The sequence below is a fragment of the Paenibacillus radicis (ex Gao et al. 2016) genome (genome assembly GCF_014641555.1).
GTDB lineage: Bacteria > Bacillota > Bacilli > Paenibacillales > Paenibacillaceae > Pristimantibacillus > Pristimantibacillus radicis.
Genome location: NZ_BMHY01000010.1, coordinates 77582 through 93565, shown reverse-complemented (window position 1 = coordinate 93565; position 15984 = coordinate 77582). Strand labels below are relative to the sequence as shown.

General features: G+C 46.5%; 19 protein-coding genes. 15 read left to right on the top strand and 4 right to left on the bottom strand.

Annotated features, from left to right (window positions below; genetic code table 11):
* Positions 1 to 55: 55 nt before the first annotated feature.
* Positions 56 to 652 (bottom strand): AAA family ATPase, encoded by a 597-nt coding sequence (locus IEX98_RS21940; protein WP_188891424.1) that lies wholly within the window; start codon positions 650 to 652, stop codon positions 56 to 58.
* Between the two features lie 120 nt (positions 653 to 772).
* Between IEX98_RS21940 and IEX98_RS21935 the strand changes: the two genes are divergently transcribed.
* Positions 773 to 1189 (top strand): ribosomal maturation YjgA family protein, encoded by a 417-nt coding sequence (locus IEX98_RS21935; RefSeq protein WP_188891422.1) that lies wholly within the window; start codon positions 773 to 775, stop codon positions 1187 to 1189.
* Here the strand turns inward: IEX98_RS21935 and IEX98_RS21930 are convergent.
* Positions 1179 to 1745, bottom strand: a complete 567-nt coding sequence (locus IEX98_RS21930) for a CAP domain-containing protein (protein ID WP_188891420.1) — start codon at positions 1743 to 1745, stop codon at positions 1179 to 1181. The two genes, IEX98_RS21935 and IEX98_RS21930, sit on opposite strands and share 11 nt — an antisense overlap.
* Before the next feature lie 103 nt (positions 1746 to 1848).
* Between IEX98_RS21930 and IEX98_RS21925 the strand changes: the two genes are divergently transcribed.
* Positions 1849 to 2331: a GAF domain-containing protein gene (locus tag IEX98_RS21925; protein WP_188891418.1), complete on the top strand. Its 483-nt coding sequence runs from the start codon at positions 1849 to 1851 to the stop codon at positions 2329 to 2331.
* Positions 2332 to 2617: 286 nt separating this feature from the next.
* Here the strand turns inward: IEX98_RS21925 and IEX98_RS21920 are convergent, their stop codons facing one another.
* Together IEX98_RS21920 and IEX98_RS21915 are read right to left on the bottom strand one after the other, a co-directional pair.
* The gene (locus IEX98_RS21920; protein ID WP_188891416.1) at positions 2618 to 3028 is read right to left on the bottom strand and encodes an ImmA/IrrE family metallo-endopeptidase; all 411 of its coding nucleotides are present in this window, start codon (positions 3026 to 3028) and stop codon (positions 2618 to 2620) included.
* Positions 3029 to 3036: 8 nt separating this feature from the next.
* Positions 3037 to 3459, bottom strand: a complete 423-nt coding sequence (locus IEX98_RS21915; protein ID WP_188891408.1) for a helix-turn-helix domain-containing protein — start codon at positions 3457 to 3459, stop codon at positions 3037 to 3039.
* A 226-nt stretch (positions 3460 to 3685) separates the two neighbouring features.
* Here IEX98_RS21915 and IEX98_RS21910 point away from each other — a divergent pair, with 226 nt between their 5' ends.
* The 13 genes from IEX98_RS21910 to IEX98_RS21850 all read left to right on the top strand — a co-directional run bounded on the left by IEX98_RS21910 (position 3686) and on the right by IEX98_RS21850 (position 15980).
* Positions 3686 to 4303: an RNA polymerase subunit sigma-24 gene (locus tag IEX98_RS21910; RefSeq protein WP_229692316.1), complete on the top strand. Its 618-nt coding sequence runs from the start codon at positions 3686 to 3688 to the stop codon at positions 4301 to 4303.
* Between the two features lie 199 nt (positions 4304 to 4502).
* Complete coding sequence (locus IEX98_RS21905; protein WP_188891406.1) at positions 4503 to 4697, top strand: hypothetical protein; 195 nt, start codon at positions 4503 to 4505, stop codon at positions 4695 to 4697.
* A gap of 3 nt (positions 4698 to 4700) precedes the next feature.
* Positions 4701 to 6017: a phage tail sheath family protein gene (locus IEX98_RS21900; protein ID WP_188891404.1), complete on the top strand. Its 1317-nt coding sequence runs from the start codon at positions 4701 to 4703 to the stop codon at positions 6015 to 6017.
* 1 nt (position 6018) lies between these two features.
* Positions 6019 to 6486 (top strand): phage tail tube protein, encoded by a 468-nt coding sequence (locus IEX98_RS21895; protein WP_188891402.1) that lies wholly within the window; start codon positions 6019 to 6021, stop codon positions 6484 to 6486.
* A 26-nt stretch (positions 6487 to 6512) separates the two neighbouring features.
* On the top strand, positions 6513 to 6935 hold the full coding sequence (locus IEX98_RS21890) for a phage tail assembly chaperone (RefSeq protein ID WP_042170632.1): 423 nt from the start codon (positions 6513 to 6515) through the stop codon (positions 6933 to 6935).
* A 227-nt stretch (positions 6936 to 7162) separates the two neighbouring features.
* Positions 7163 to 9457, top strand: a complete 2295-nt coding sequence (locus IEX98_RS21885; RefSeq protein ID WP_188891399.1) for a hypothetical protein — start codon at positions 7163 to 7165, stop codon at positions 9455 to 9457.
* 1 nt (position 9458) lies between these two features.
* Entirely contained in the window at positions 9459 to 10130 is a 672-nt protein-coding gene (locus IEX98_RS21880) for a LysM peptidoglycan-binding domain-containing protein (protein WP_188891396.1), read from the top strand.
* A 5-nt stretch (positions 10131 to 10135) separates the two neighbouring features.
* On the top strand, positions 10136 to 11104 hold the full coding sequence (locus IEX98_RS21875; protein WP_188891394.1) for an XkdQ/YqbQ family protein: 969 nt from the start codon (positions 10136 to 10138) through the stop codon (positions 11102 to 11104).
* Entirely contained in the window at positions 11104 to 11442 is a 339-nt protein-coding gene (locus IEX98_RS21870; protein WP_188891392.1) for a DUF2577 domain-containing protein, read from the top strand. Before IEX98_RS21875 ends, IEX98_RS21870 begins: the two co-directional genes overlap by 1 nt.
* A complete protein-coding gene (locus IEX98_RS21865; protein ID WP_188891390.1) occupies positions 11439 to 11849 on the top strand; it encodes a DUF2634 domain-containing protein in 411 nt (136 codons plus the stop codon). The genes IEX98_RS21870 and IEX98_RS21865 overlap by 4 nt, the downstream gene beginning before the upstream one ends.
* Positions 11842 to 12903 carry a baseplate J/gp47 family protein gene (locus IEX98_RS21860; RefSeq protein ID WP_188891388.1) on the top strand — a complete coding sequence of 354 codons (1062 nt, stop codon included), beginning with the start codon at positions 11842 to 11844 and terminating at the stop codon, positions 12901 to 12903. Before IEX98_RS21865 ends, IEX98_RS21860 begins: the two co-directional genes overlap by 8 nt.
* On the top strand, positions 12896 to 13468 hold the full coding sequence (locus IEX98_RS21855) for a putative phage tail protein (protein WP_188891386.1): 573 nt from the start codon (positions 12896 to 12898) through the stop codon (positions 13466 to 13468). Before IEX98_RS21860 ends, IEX98_RS21855 begins: the two co-directional genes overlap by 8 nt.
* Positions 13461 to 15980, top strand: coding sequence for a pyocin knob domain-containing protein (locus IEX98_RS21850; protein ID WP_188891384.1), 2520 nt, complete (start codon positions 13461 to 13463; stop codon positions 15978 to 15980). The genes IEX98_RS21855 and IEX98_RS21850 overlap by 8 nt, the downstream gene beginning before the upstream one ends.
* Positions 15981 to 15984 lie beyond the last annotated feature (4 nt).

Here is a 15984-nt window from a genome sequence, read left to right as displayed (position 1 = left end):
AGAAAAGAGGACATGCAAAGCTGTGAGTCGGTGTTCTTCAATTTATTACGAAAAGCTAGCTGAAGAAGCGGATATGCCGGACTTGAGTAAGCAGGCGATGGGCTTTCTTTTGCAACCCGTTTCGATTGTCGGGCAGTAATGTTAGATTTAGTTGTGCGGCAATCCTATTCACTACTTCATCTGTCGATATATGATCGGTGTCCAAATGCTGGCCGAACGTTTTGTTGGATAATCCTTCCAGACAGCGGTCAATTTGTTGAGCAGGCCAAGAGTTTTTCCGCTCTCCGCGGCCTTTTAATCTTTTGAGCAGCACATCTTTGGAAGCCCATAATGTAAAATGATGAATGTCCGCGCCATCTGACTGCAATTTCCCGATAATTTCTTGGAAATACTCGGGGGATACAATCGTCATTGGGATGATGATCGGGCCTTCATAGCTGCTGCTTATGTATTTTAACAGGCTGTAATTGAATTCTCTCCACATCGGATAATCCTGAAAATCTCCAATGAGAAGCGATTGGGGCATCTGCTTACGAATATAATAGCCGGCATTTTCCGGATCAAATACGAAAGAATGTTGAAGCCGTCTATGCAACTCATAGGCGGCTTGTGTTTTTCCAGCTCCAAAAGCGCCATTTATCCATATGATCATTGTAAACACCTCGTTTAGAAAGTAATGAATAGACGCTCCGTATTTCTAAAAGGTTCCATTGAAAGGAAATATCATGCAAAATAGAACATAATAAAGCGAAAGCGGAGGACAGGCATCTACATGAATATGAAAACAAGCATGCTTCGTCAGCGGATCGTATATGGGCTCGCTGTTGTGGCCGCTATGCTTCTTGGTCTGGGTTCAAGAGAATATGCTGGACAGCTCCCGCCATTTATTGTGGAGCATTTTGGTGATGCATTATGGGCGAGCATGATTTATTTTGGTTTTCGAATGCTCTGGCCCACAATGAAGCTAACTCGGTCAACGGTCTTAGCCGTCGTTTTTTGTTTCGGCATAGAAGCCAGCCAGCTTTATCAAGCGGAGTGGATTCAAGTAATTAGGGGAACGACGCTAGGAGCTCTCATACTTGGAAAAGGATTTCTCGTGGTTGATCTGGTCAGATATAGCGCGGGAATTCTAATCTCTGTTGTAGTTGATCACTTTCTATTGGCACGCAAGGGGCGTATTATAAAGTGACGAATAGCTGTGTCCAATAGGTTTGAAATTCACTCTGGTCATTGCCAGGGACATAACCGACACCTAGATAGGTGAAATTAGGGTTAAGAATGTTGGCACGGTGACCGGGGCTGTTCAGCCAGGATTGCATAACGGCTTCCGGTGTTCTCTGGCCGGCGGCGATATTTTCACCATAAGCGGTCCAGTTCACACCAAATTCTGTGAGCATTTCTCCTGGAGTGCCGTAGGTGGGGGAGGTATGGGCAAAGTAATGGTTATCGCGCATATCCCGAGCTTTTAACGTTGCGATATCGCTCAGTTGATCGGTTGTTAACGTTTCACCGTTCGGGAGAGTGGTAGTGATGAGGAGCTTTTTCAGCGGCCTTAGTCCCGCTGCAGCCCGCGCTTCGTTTGTCAAATTGAACACATCGTCAGCGAGCTGGGAAATACGTGCCCGGGAACGGGTGCGAGAGCGGGTTAACATTAGATTGTACTTGCGTGATTTACGAGATCGGTTGGTGGCTATAGGCTTCACCCGACGTTTTCGGGTTGAAGAAGCGACTTGTTTTCTTGCCATTTCATTCCTCCTGTCTATGACTTGCAGATATGATATTCTATTCAAAAGATAGAGTAATGGCTTGAGCGAAATGAACCTTGTTTGAGGAAAGAGGCGATTTGATATGTTTGAGAATACCCTTTATACAGGTACGAGAGAAGAAAACTACCAGCTGCTGTTGAAGCAGCTTGAGGGATTAGTAGAGGACGAGCCAAGCCGGATTGCAAATCTGGCAAATGCTTCGGCTCTTCTGCAGCAATTTTTGCAGGATATCAACTGGGTAGGCTTCTACTTGCTTGAAGGTGAAGATGAGCTGGTGCTTGGCCCGTTCCAGGGCAAGCCGGCATGTACACGAATCGCAGTCGGCAAAGGAGTATGCGGAACAGCCGTCAGCCGGGGAGAAGTTATGCTGGTTGAAGATGTGCATCAGTTCCCAGGGCATATCGCATGCGATAGCGCATCAAATTCAGAGCTCGTCATACCGCTTCGCCGCGAAGGCCGCATTATTGGCGTGCTCGATATCGACAGTCCCTCGTTTGCCCGATTTGATGAGACGGATGCGAGGTTTTTGACGATATTCACAGAGGTGCTGGGTAAGTATTTGTAAGGGTTAGAAAAGAAGGAGGGAGGGCAGCCATCTAAAGGAGTCCCTCCTTCGATTAAAATGCTGGACAGTGCGATCAAAATGCAAAAGTACATTTTGATTGCTTCATTTCCCTCAATATTCACCCTCAAAATGTAAAAGTGCAGGTTGTTTTGCCAGAATAGGCCGATTTGAGCTGATTTCAGCTATTTCACATGCACTTTTACATTTTGAATAGAAAAATCGGGCTAAAAAGGTGGAACAAAATGCAGATTTGCATGTTGTTCCACCTTTTTCAGTTGCCATCCCCTCAGAAATAAAACTTGTCCATTTCCTTCGGAATGCCGTTGCGTGCGAGCAGTTCGCCGACTGTCTCGCTGCGGCCCAGCGTATCACCCGAGGTTAGCAGACGGATGGCGAATTTATTAGCCTGCCGTTCATACTTCCCCACATTAAAGAAGGATTGCTCATCGAGCCAGAACCGGTTAAACCCCGGATGCAGCCGGTCATGTCCAAGCTCATGCGCACAGACGAACCGGCGCCAATCATCCGGCAATACGTCGTGGATGACGATGAAGCGGCGACGCAGCTTTTTATAGTAAAGCCCTTTGGTGGCTTCCCCCAAATCGGCATAACGAATATGAATGCCTAAACCCTCTGCAATGACAAAAGGATCATTGGTTTGGAATTTTCGGATAAGCCTCATTATTAGTTTGTCCATGGCGTCACCTACTTCTCGTTATGTTTGTCTGGTTCCTCTTGCACCTGCGTTTTAGGACGCTTGTTCATTTGTTTGGCTTCCCAGAATAGTCCTGTCAGTACGTCCATAACGCGCTGGCGGTCCGTACCGCTCATCGGCACGCCGTCGAACATCAGGTCGCCGTCTTCTTCCAACATTTTCTTGAAATCGCGCTTATCTTTATACGTAGCCCAATCCGGAATCGATTCAGCTGCAGATTCCCGCCCGAGCAAATAATCGGTTGTTGTATTCAGAATATCTGCGATCCGCTGAAGATCGCCGCTTGTCGGAACAACCCGGTCATTCTCGATATGACCGAAGTTGGAGCGGCCCATACCAATGCGGGTGGCTATGTCCTGCTGGGTCAACTCGTTTTTCGTCCGCAGTTCCTTAATTCTCGTACCAAGAGACATTGTTATCATCCTCCGAAATATAAAATGGTATTTAAAATACTTGACGGTATTTATATTACCACATATAATGAATTTGTAACGAGGAATCGTAGTATAAATACTTATATTAATATTTTATTGGTTATATGCGGTAATGTCAATACCGTAAGCAGCTATAGAGACTACCTATTTTTTTGATCAATTACAGTATTTTAAATACCATAACTAATAAACGGAGGGTATTTCTATGAACATGGAGCAGGATGTTGTGAAGCAATTGAAAGCGTACAAGCGTCTCGTCGCCCGGAAAAAATGGATCGAGAAGCAGCCGGTAGGAAGCGGGGTGACGATCAGCTCGGTCTATGAGGACGATAAGCTGCAGGAGCTGCACCGCGAGCTTCGACGGATGCCTTCTTATATGTATTTAAACAAAAGGGAGCAGCAATTGGAGCAAGCAGCCCATGCTCATTTAACGCAGCATCCCGTTGGAACCAAAGCGCAATTGAGAGAAGTTAAGCTGGCTGCCGGGAATGCCGAGCCGGGTGATGAGAAGCTGCTTCGCGAGCTTGCCCGCAAAATCGAAAAAGTCATTGAAGCGCGGGCAGGATCCGCTGCGGAAGGTTATGAAGGTGTCATTAACCGGCTGAGCGAGCTTCAAGATATTGAACGGCAGCTGCAATCGATCGATCAGGCGATGGAGGCGCTGCAGACTTGTTTTCCGGAGTACGAGCGTTTGCTTCGATTGCGTTATATCGAAGGAAGGCCCGCTGACTTCGTTGCTTCTGAGCTTGGAATCGTTGACCGCACATTCCGCAGATGGCGGCAAAAGGCTTCTCTCGAGCTTGTCCGCTTCTTGTCCGAATGATGTCCGCCGCTTGTCCGATATCGCCTAAAAAACCGTGCTACTATGATATTGTGAAATACATCGTAAGCAGCGGGGACGAGAGGCGAATACAGCCACTCGTCCTTTCTTATTCCATTGCAGGGGGTGATCGTATGTAAGCGCGTCGGCAGCACGGTTGGAGCATCGCAAAAGCAAACCATGAACCGGAGGGAGCAAGGGCATGAATCAGATCAACAATGAAAATCAAGACAAGCCGTCAGGCGGAACGTTCAGCAAGCGCCAGCTGCTGTCGTCGAAGGTGTACACCGAATTGCAAAAGGATCTTTTGTCCGCGGTACTGGACGCAGAGCAAAGCTATTCCCATCAGCAGGCGCAAACGCTGCTTGCCACCTATTTGAAAAAGGAGGTCATGTAAATCATGGCAGGAGGAACTTGGACAACGCAGAACAAGGTAAGACCAGGCGTATACATTAATTTTGCAGGGGAAAGACAGCTGGGTGCGAACATCGGCGAACGCGGAACGGTATCCGTACCGCTCGTATTGGATTGGGGCGCATCGCAAACGATCATTTCGATTGAAAGCGGCAATGATGTAAGAAGCCTGCTCGGCTACAGCTTGAATGCACCGGAATTGCTGCTGGTTCGCGAAGCGCTGAAGCGGGCGAAGAAGCTGCTGGTTTACCGTCTGAATACAGGCGTCAAAGCATCGGCTACTATTGGCGGCCTCACGTTGACGGCACGGCATGGCGGTGTACGCGGCAACGCGCTCACGGTATCCGTTCAGAAAAATGTCGATGACGAGACGCTGTTCGATGTCGCGACTTATTTGGCAGATGAATTGGTCGATGTACAGACTGCTGCGGTAATTGCCGACCTTGTGCCGAATTCTTTCGTTGTATTCAGCGGCTCCGGCGCTCTTAGCGCTTCTGCGGGCGTACCGCTTGCCGGCGGTGCCAACGGTACGGTTACCAACCAGCAATATGCCGATTATTTGACGGCTATTGAGCTGCATGACTTCAACACGATTGCTCTTCCGGTCGCTGACGATTCGCTTAAAGCGGTGTTTACAGCTTTCGTCCGCCGTTTGCGTGAGGATGAAGGCCGCAAGATTCAGGCAGTTTTGGCGAACTACCCTTCTGCGAACCACGAAGGGATTATCAGCGTGAAAAACGGCGTGAAGCTCGCGGAAGGCACGATCGTTCCAGCAGAAAAGGCAACCGTATGGGTGGCTGCCGCTACAGCAGGCGCTGCGCTTAATGAATCTCTGACCTACGCCGCTTATGAGAATGCGGTGGATGTCGATGTTCGTTACTCCAACTCCCAAATCGAAACAGCGCTTCGCAGCGGTGAGTTCGTATTTACGGCAAGCCGCGGCACGGCAATCGTGGAGCAGGACATTAACAGCCTGACTCAATATGGAGCGGCTAAAAATCCTTCCTTCTCGAAAAACCGTGTTATCCGCGTGCTCGACGGCATCGCCAACGATCTGAAGGCGTTGTTCGAATCGTCTTACATTGGCAAAATCGACAACAACGCGGACGGCCGCAATCTTTTCCGCTCGGAGGTTGTCAAGTATTTGGAGCTTCTGCAAGGGCGGAATGCGATCCAAAACTTTAACTCGCAGACGGATCTGATTGTTGCGGCTGGCGCGCAAAGCGATGCCCTTGTAATCGAAGTTCATATTCAACCGGTAGACAGCGTAGAAAAAGTATATATGAAAGTGACGGTGAAGTAAGATGGCATTTTTGAACGCAGGCGATACGATTTCCGGCCAAGAGGGCCGCGCTTATACGACGATTGACGGTAAATACGAGGAAATGTTCTACATTAAGACGCTGGAGGCCAGCATCGAGAAACAGAAGGCGGAGATCAAAACGCTCGGCCACCGCGGTTTGCAGCATAAAGCGACAGGCTGGTCGGGTACGGGCAGCATGACGATCTATTATGTGACGTCCCAATTCCGTCAGCTGATGCTTGATTACGTGAAGACAGGCGTGGATAAAGGCTTCGAGGTTCAGATTACGAATGAAGATCCGACTTCGACCATCGGCGCACAGACGGTGACGCTCTATAACGTCAACCTGAATAGCGTCATCATGGGTAAGCTGGATACAGAAAGCGAAGCGCTGGAGGAGGAGCTGGAGTTCACGTTCACGGATATCGACATCGTGTCGCCGTTCTCTGCTCCGGCATCGCAGGGTTAAACCAATAAAAGGAGGCAATCGAATTCATGAGTGACTTGAGTGTATTTTTTGCGCAAAATACGGGAGCCGAAGCGACCGAACAATTTGTAGTGTCGGAACGGTTCAAGGATAAAGACGGCCAGCCGGTCGCATGGGAGCTTCGCAGCATGACGGAAGCTGAGAACGAGGAATGCCGCAAATCGGCAACCCGCAAAGTGAAAGGCAAGAACGGTGTGTACACGCCGGAGACGAACACGGATGAATATTTGGCGAAGCTGGTCGTCAACAGCATTCATTTTCCAGAGCTCAAAAATGCCGAGCTGCAGAAATCGTATGGCGTCCTGGGCGCCGAGAATCTGCTGCGCAAGATGCTCCGTCCGGGCGAATACGCCTCCCTGGTGCAGCGCGTGCAGGATATCAACGGCTTCAACCAAAGCATGAACGATTTGGCGGATGACGTAAAAAACTAATCAAAGAGGGCGACGGAGATGCTAACTACGCATATTACGCCCTCCACGAGCTTCGCATTTTGCCGCATGAGCTGATGGGGATGAGCAGGCGCGAACGCGCCGCCATCTATGCGATGATCGACGTCCGCGTCGAGAATGAGCGCAAGCAGCGTGCCAAATCGAAACGAAAATAAGGAGAAGGCGTCCCGGCGGGGCGCCTTCTGTTCGTTATGAAGGAGGTGTTTGGGATGGCCACAAATTCGGCCGAAGCCATCAAAATGTCCAAAGCCTTAAGAGCGATGGCGTATGCCGTAAACTATACGCTTCAGACTTTAAAAACATTTGAAGGGCAAATGAATAGGAACGCTAAAGCCTCTGATGCTTTTTCAAATGCGCAATTAAAAGTAATCAAATCAATGAACACAACGAACAATTCCATGAAAAGACTGGAGACTCAAGCCGTTAAGATGGAGACGGTCGGTAATGTGTTCGATACGATTAAATTTAAGATTAGTGGTGCTAACGGCGAGCTTTCGAAAATGAAAACTGCAATTGGCGGTAACGATAAGAAAGTAAAGACCTTATTGAAATCTTTCGATACCGGCGGTAAAAGAATTCGATCTTTCGTCAAAGTGGGCGAGCAGATTTCAAAAATCACGAAAGCGATTCAGACATCGACCACCGCTCAGACGAAGTTTAATGATGTTATTAAAAAAGGTAAAGATGCTGCCGCTAAAACAAAGGTAGGAACTGCTGCCAAAGACGCCGCTGAAAAAACTTCAGAAAAAGAAGCTGGCAAAGCGCCACCGAAAAGCGATGGAAAAGGTGAAGAGAAAGATAAGAAAAGCGGTAGTGCTTCATTCGCTGCAGGTTTGAAAAAGATGTATGGTCCTATAAAGAAAATGCTCAGTATGACATTTGACGGGGCCATTGATCAGCAAAAAATGAAGGATCAGCTTATGGTGACAACCGATAGTGCAGCTCAAAGATCGGGAGTTTTTGAAATGGTCAAACAAAACGCCCTGAGCTCGGGTCAAGATGTGAACAAGACTTTTTCTGGTGCTTTGTCATTCATGCCGCTTGTAAGCAATACGGATCAGTTGGATAAATTGACGCAATTTTCTACACGTATAGCTGCATTGAGTCCAACAGGTGAGGATCCTGGGGCATCTTCGACAGCCATGAAATCAGCGATGAGTGGAGATTTTACGGATCTTTCCAAACAACTTCAACTGCCAGAAAAGACAGTTAGTGATATGTTGGGAAATTCCAAAAATATGGATAGCTTTCTAGCATCGTTCGACAAGCTGCTCGATAAAGCGAACATGGGGGAAGAAAAACTGACCGCCATGCTGAAAAGTCCGGCTGTCCAACTGGATATGCTGAAGCAGCAGTTCAAAACGTCTTTTGCTGATGCCGGAGAAGGAGCGCTAGCCGCTATATCGCCTTTATTAACGCTGTTACTGGATGCATTTCAGAGCGGCAAATTTCAGCCTTTCTTTGATGCCTTGAATAAAGGCCTCACCTTGGGCGCCGAACTATTAGCTTCTATAGGAGAGAAAGCCATGGCTTTCTTTGATGCTAATAAGGAGTTTTGGCCAGTTATACTTGCATTTCTTCCAGCAGTTTTTGTCGGCCTTTGGGCGTTGGTGGCCCCTGTGATAGCTCAAGCTTTAGCATGGATGGCAGTGAATTGGCCGATCTTGCTGATAATGATTGCAATCGGCTTATTAATTGCAATCTTCATGCAATTTGGAGCCACAGCAGAACAAATTGTTGGATTTATAACTGGTGTTTTTTATGCATTGTTTGCATTTATACAAAATAATGTTGCTTATTTGTGGAATGCCTTATTGGCGTTTGCAGAATTTCTGTTCAATATATTTGTTGACCCTGTCTATGCAATAAAAAAATTGTTCTATGACCTTGTTAAAAATGTTGGCGGTTTTCTTGGTAGTATTATTAACGCTGCGATAGATGGAATAAATGCGTTAATTGATTTATCCAATAAATATCTTAAAACCGATTTTGATACAATTGGTGAATTCACGATGAAAGCGATCGATGAAATGAAGCCGCCAACGAGCAATAAAGATGTTCTGGATTTATCTTCTCTTCGAATGGAGCAAGTCGATATTGGCGAGGCCTTTCAAAAAGGCGATAAAGCTGGTAAAGGCTTCATGGCGAAAACGATTGACGGGGTTGGCGATTTCAAAGAAAAGCTTAACGGGCAATACCCGAAAGATAAAGCTGGAGCGGGAGCGGGCCCCGGACTTGGTGTTCCTGCAGCCGGCCCAGACATCAACCGTGTCGGCGAGGTTGGCAAAATCAATGACTCGGTCGATATTACGAGCGAGGATTTAAAGACGATGCGCGAGCTGGCGGAGATGAAGAATATTCAGAACTTCGTAACGCTGCAGCCGTCGATCAGCGTGCAGACTGGCGACATCAATAACGGCTACGATATCGATACGGTCATCAAACGTATGGAAGCTTCTCTGACTAATGAGATCGCATCGTCGGCGGAAGGGGTGTACGCGTAGCATGATTACGAACCGTAATGAAAAGTATACGATCGGGCTTAGCTATAACAATCAGCAGCAGAGCTTTTTTCTTCCGGTAAACCCCCCTGAGATCCAGATCAGTGACTCTGCGGGCGGGAAAACGTACGAAGTGTCCGGCTTGGGAGAGATTAACGTCATCCAGAGCCGGAAGTTGATGGACGTGTCGTTCGACAGCTTTTTTCCGGCGCCGGGGTCGGAATATCCTTTTATCGTAAGGAAGGATGAGCTGCTGGATCCGGTTTTCTACATTCAGATTATTAGGGACTGGATGGAGAAGAAAAAGCCGATCCGGTTTGTATTTACGGGAGAGTCCTTTGACTTGAACATCGCGGTTAGTATCGAGAAGTTCGACTGGAAGGAAGCCGCGGGTTCCGGCGATATCGAGTACAGTATCGCGCTTAAGCAATATGCATTCTACCGGGCGCGTCCAGTTATCGTGGATAAAGGCAAGGCTAATACCAAGAGCGATCGGCCAGCAGATAAGCAAAAGGATACGACCTATAAGCTGGTTGCTGGCGATACGCTCATTAAAGTGGCGAAGAAAAAGCTGGGCGACGATTCGCGCTGGCGTGAAATTCAGAAGCTGAACGGCATTACGGACGCGCAGTTAACTAGACTGCCGATCGGGATGACGCTCAAGCTGCCGGGGTGACGGATATGCTGGAAATTATTTTGGACAACCGTAACGGTAAACTGTGGAATATTACGAGCATCGTGCCGTCGATGACTTACAAGACGAAACGTATCGGCAGCCCGTCCAGTCTGGATTTGACTCTGCTTAAAGGAGCATTGTTTCAGCACCGTGATTTTACGGTAAATAACGGCGACGTCATTCGGGTCAGAATGGACAACGTGAACGTTTTCTACGGCTATGTGTTTGAGAAAAGCTTTGGCCGCGACGAAAGCGTGTCGCTTAAGGCATACGACCAAGTACGTTATTTGCTCATCAACGACCATTATTCGTTTACGAATGAAACGGCAGGCAATATTATTAAGAAAATCGCCGATGATTGCGGGTTAAAAACGGGAAAAATCGCGGATACGGTCTACAAAATTCCCACTATGTTGGAGGACAATAAAAAGCTGCTCGATACGATGTGCAAGGCGCTTGACCTGACGCTGATCAATGGGCATGGAAACTTTATGCTGTTTGACGATTATGGCGAGCTGACGGTCCGGAAATTGGACGATATGAAGCTGGATACCGTTATTGGCGACTGGAGCCTCATGTATGATTTCGACTATAAAAGCTCTATCGATTCGGATACGTTCAACCGGGTGAAAATCGTCAAGGATAACAAGGAAGCGGGCAAACGAGAAGTATACATCGTGCAGGACAGCGCGAATATCGCCCGCTGGGGCCGTCTTCAATATTATCAGAAGGCGGATGACAACATGAACAGTGCCCAGATCAACGAGCAGTTGGATCAGCTGATGAAGCTGAAAAACCGTGAGCAGCGAAGCCTAAGCATTGAAGCACTGGGAGACATTCGGGTCCGCGCCGGCTGCTACGTTCCGATTGTTATCGAAGAGCTGCAATTGAAGGAATATTTTCTCGTTGAGGAATGCACGCATAAGCTGGATGCAGACACGCATACGATGAATCTGGAATTGAGGGTGATTTAATGGCATTGCTGGACATTATCAAACAAGCGGGAGCCGCCGCCCATGCGTCGGGCAACCCTATGGCCGTGATGGCCGGAAAAGTACTCAGCATCAATCCTCTGCAAGTAAACGTTGATCAGCGTTTTACTTTGACAGAGGATTTTTTAATTGTCCCGGAAAGTCTGACGCGCTTTGAGGTGGACTTAACGCATTCACACAGCATCGGATCGGGGCAAACGGGAGAAGCATTGCAAGAGAAGCTTCTCATCCGCCGTGGGCTGGAAGCGGGCGATGCCGTTCTGCTGCTGCGCGTTCAGGGCGGGCAGAAATTCGTTATTTTGGACAAGGTGGTCGCATGATTCCATCGGGCGGTATTCAATTAACGGAAGACTTGGTAACGGAGTCTCAGCAGACAAGCAGAACTTACGCACTAAACATCGCAGGCGGACGTATTTCCGGTTTTGTAGATGGATTAGACGCGGTTAAGCAGGCCGTGTTCAAAATTTTGCAAACAGAGCGGTTCGAGCATTTTATCTACAGCTTCGATTATGGCTTTGAATCCATGAACCTGATCGGCGGAGCGGCCGGTTATATGAAGTCCGAGTTAAAACGGCGTATTCAGGAAGCATTGCTTCAGGATGACCGGATCACGGGTGTCAGTGATTTCGAAATGACTGTAGAGGGCGATAGCGCTTTGGTTACTTTTCAGGTACAGAGTGATTACGGCGATTTTCTCTCAACGATGGAGGTGAAGGGAAATGTATGAAAATCAAACCTATAGCGCGATCTTGCAGCGCATGCTGGAGCGGGTGCCGGGAGACGTGGACAAGCGGGAAGGCAGCATCATTTATGATGCGCTGGCGCCGGCCGCAGCTGAGCTTGCGGAAGTCTATTCGCAGCTGGACGTGCAGCTGGATCTGACGTTCGCAGACACATCCAGCGGCGAATTTTTACGGCGGCGGGCGTTGGATTACGGAGTGAAATGGCAAGAAGCAACCCGGGCCAGCAGGCTTGGGTTGTTTTTTGATGCAAATAATGCCCCAATGGCGGTTCAACTCGGCGCACGCTTCTCGCTGCGCGACCGCAATTACAAGGTGAAGACGCAGCTTTCGCCAGGGCGTTATGTATTGGAATGCGAGACGGCGGGGACGGCGGGCAATTCCGATTTCGGGGCGCTGCTGCCTATCGATTATATCAATGGCCTTGCGCGGGCCGAGCTTGCAGATGTGCTGATCCCGGGGGAGGATGATGAGACGGATGATAGCCTTCGTGCTCGGCTCTTAACCCAGGTTCAGAGTCCAGGGACGAGCGGAAATAAAGCCGATTATGTAAAATGGGCGCTTTCCGTGGCTGGTGTCGGAGGCGTCCAAGTTGAGCCCTTATGGGATGGGCCCGGAACAGTTCGGGTTGTTCTGATCGACAGTGAGAAGCTGCCAGCAAGCGTTCAGTTGGTCGATTCCGTGCAGAATTTTATCAGTCCGGAACTAGGAATGGGAGAAGGAGTTGCTCCGATTGGGGCAGAGGTAACAGTTGCCCCTGCTGAAGGCGTTGCATTAAGAGTGACTGCCAAATTAGTGCTGGATGGTTCGAAACCTCTAGGAACAGTTAAGGAGCATTTTACAAGGGTAATGACCGATTATTTGCGAAGTATTGCGTTTACGGTAGATCCGTCTCCAAAGTATGTTCGAATTGGCTCACTGTTGTTGGACACTCCCGGAGTTATTGACTTCACAAACTTGCTCGTTAACGGAAACGCAACGAATGTCGCCATTGCATCGAGTCAGGTTGCCGTTTTGAACGAGGTGAGTTTGCATGAATGACACAGTGGTGAGTCCAATAGGCAAAGTACTACTGAACCATCTGCCACAGTATTATGAGGACGTCAGAGAGAGTCGAATCATTTGCCAAACAGAAGGTGTGGAACTCGATAGCCTTGAGTCTGCCTCTGCAGGAGTGCTGAGTCAACGTTTCGTTGATTCGGCAACTTGGGGGTTGCAACGATGGGAAAAGGAGTTAGGTATCGCAGCATCGGCTAGCCAGCCCCTCGAACAGCGTCGAGCTGTTATACGGTCCCGGATAAGGGGGGCGGGGACAGTTAGAGGGCAGTTAATTAAGTCAGTTGCTGAGGCTTATTACGGGGGAATGGTTGATGTATCGGTAAAATCTGAGCAGTATCAGGTAATTGTTCGGTTTGTAAGTAAGGTTGGTGTTCCTCCCAACCTTGATGATTTAAAGGCTGCAATTGATGAGATAATTCCATCACATTTAACAGTTAAATATGCATTCAGATACCTATTAATTAAAGATATTAATCTTCTATTAACTTTGAATGAATTGGAAGCAACACCGTTATCAAATTTTGTAGGGGGGTCAGATAATGGCTAGTAATACGGAGAATCTTGATTTATTGAAAAAAAATCCGGTTACAGATGGCAATGAGACTTTTAATATTAAAACCATGCTAAATGATAACTGGGATAAACTTGATGCTGTTGTAGGCGATATGTCCAGTGTTCAAACAGTTGCTAAGGATGCTGCCGGGGCTATTAAGGAGTTACATTCTTTTTTAGGAAGCAATAACGAATCCTTCAACGTAGCATCTATTAAAAGTGGAGATCAAATTATTCAGGGTGGTAACGTTTCTGCTTTAGCTTTTCCTAGAATAGAAGGTCGAACGATGATTAATTTATTAGGTGGCATTAGTAAATTTAATCATACTATTGGTATGTCATCTACACATATAAATTACACGAAAGTGAATTCATCGGAAGAAATAGTGGTGAATTGTCCTGATGCATCTAAGGAGTATTACGCTTACTATGAAAATGCAAATTCACTAGTTAATTTAAAATCAGGAAAATACGTAATGGCTATGGCAGAGGTTAAAGTTAACGAAGTCCTACCAGGAGCAGGGGAATTGAAAATAGCAATAACTGGACTAGGAAGTGGACCTATTGATAAAACAAAATTAGGAATATGGCAAAATGTATTTTTCAAAACATATGTACCTAATAATAACTATCTTTGTCAAGTTCTTATCGGAACCCCATATGCTGAAGCATCTAAATATCTTAAGTATAGTATCTCAATAAAGAATGTACGTTTGTTTGAATTATCTCCAGCTGAGTTTGCCGCAATTGATAATATGCAAGCCGATCTGATTTCAAGTAATTACCCACATGTAGGTACGGGTGTTTATGGTGTAAAGGATGCGAAAGTAACCGGTATTCAAGGTAATTTACTTCCTTCTTTTAATGAATGGACGCTCCACGAGAAATCATTTATTAATGAGCCATATAAAATGACATTGCTAGCTTCCGAGAATAATTCAGTATCTTTCTATGATTTTCAATGTCTCCCCAATACCGATTATACCTTGTCATTTGAGACTGGAACCGGTTTATACAGTATTCACACGATTGATTGGAAAGTGACTATAAAGCAGTGGTCTAACAGTACTTTTACATTCAATAGTGGTAATTATAGAAAACTGAGAATTGGAGCGGGTAACTTCACATCAGGAGCAGGAACGTATACTTTTCGCAATCCTATCTTGGTACAAGGTACTATTGCTGTACCATTTAGGTCACAACAAAAGACTGCAATTACTGCCTATACTGAACTCTTTGGTAATGTAGAAAATGGTGTTTGCGATACAGTAGAGTTTATTGGGGGTAAACCTAAAAAAAATAAGAAATGGGAAAAGATAACACTGGACGGATCTTTACCTTGGACTTACGGGGAAATAGTTGCAGGTAAGGATAACAAGCCAGTTTATTTTACAAACACTATTTCTTCTTATACTCCATTTGACGAGAGTGCAGTAATGATCAAAAGTGATGGTAAATTACTTAAAAATAATGGGAAATATTCGTGGCAAGCATCGGGGTTTCCAACTGATTCGTTTAATATGTGGTCCGATAATCAAGTTTATGTCCATGTTCCTAATTCTGATAGTGGCTGGGGTGACTTATACACACCGTCTGCTGATGAGATCAAAGCTTATTTTAACGGCTGGCGTTTACTGCAACAAGATGGACAGAATTATAACGGGACCGGAACCAAGTACTGGAATAAAATAAATCCAGATGGAACAGCAGCTCTAGGACAATTTACAACAACTCTTCCGACCGAAATGGCTAACACAGGAATAAAACAATACAATCTTTTATATCAACTGGCTAGGCCAGTTTTAGAAGATATTCAAATTGGTGGAGCGTTGGTGCTAGAGGCTGGAGTTAACCACATTAACACGATATCGGTAAATGTTCCAGTTATTTCGGGTTCTATTTTGTATGCGAATAATGTGTATTCTACTTTTAGTAAACTGAGCAGTTTTTTAGCTAATCAATTCGATAGAGAAGATAGTATAATGCTTCCGGGTAAAACGGACTTGAATTCTCTTATTCGAAATGGAAAATATTGTGTGTACGATGGAAGGAATGCTCCTTCAAAAATCGTTGCTTACTATGTTGAGGTCATCAATTTTCCGTTATTGCCTCACGAAGGAACTATGCAGATTGCATATAAAGGGGATAGCAATCGTTTATTTACAAGACGATTGATGGGAAGCCCTGCTTACTGGACAAAATGGTCTGAAGTAATAACTACTGAAACTTTAGTCGCTGACTCAAATTTAGTATCAAACGGTTATCAAAAACTTGCCAGCGGCCTAATTATTCAATGGGGGACAGTAAGTGTTCCTAATAATACTTCAACGAGAGTAACCTACCCTATTGCATATCCAGTCAACATAGTTAATGTTACAGCAACTATTATTGGTGGGGGTGGGGTAGGATACACAGTAGCCCTGCCGGGTGTGACACTCGCTCAATTAGAAGTTTATCAATCAAGCGGGTCAGCTAGACAAATCTCTTGGATGACAATGGGCTACTAAAGGA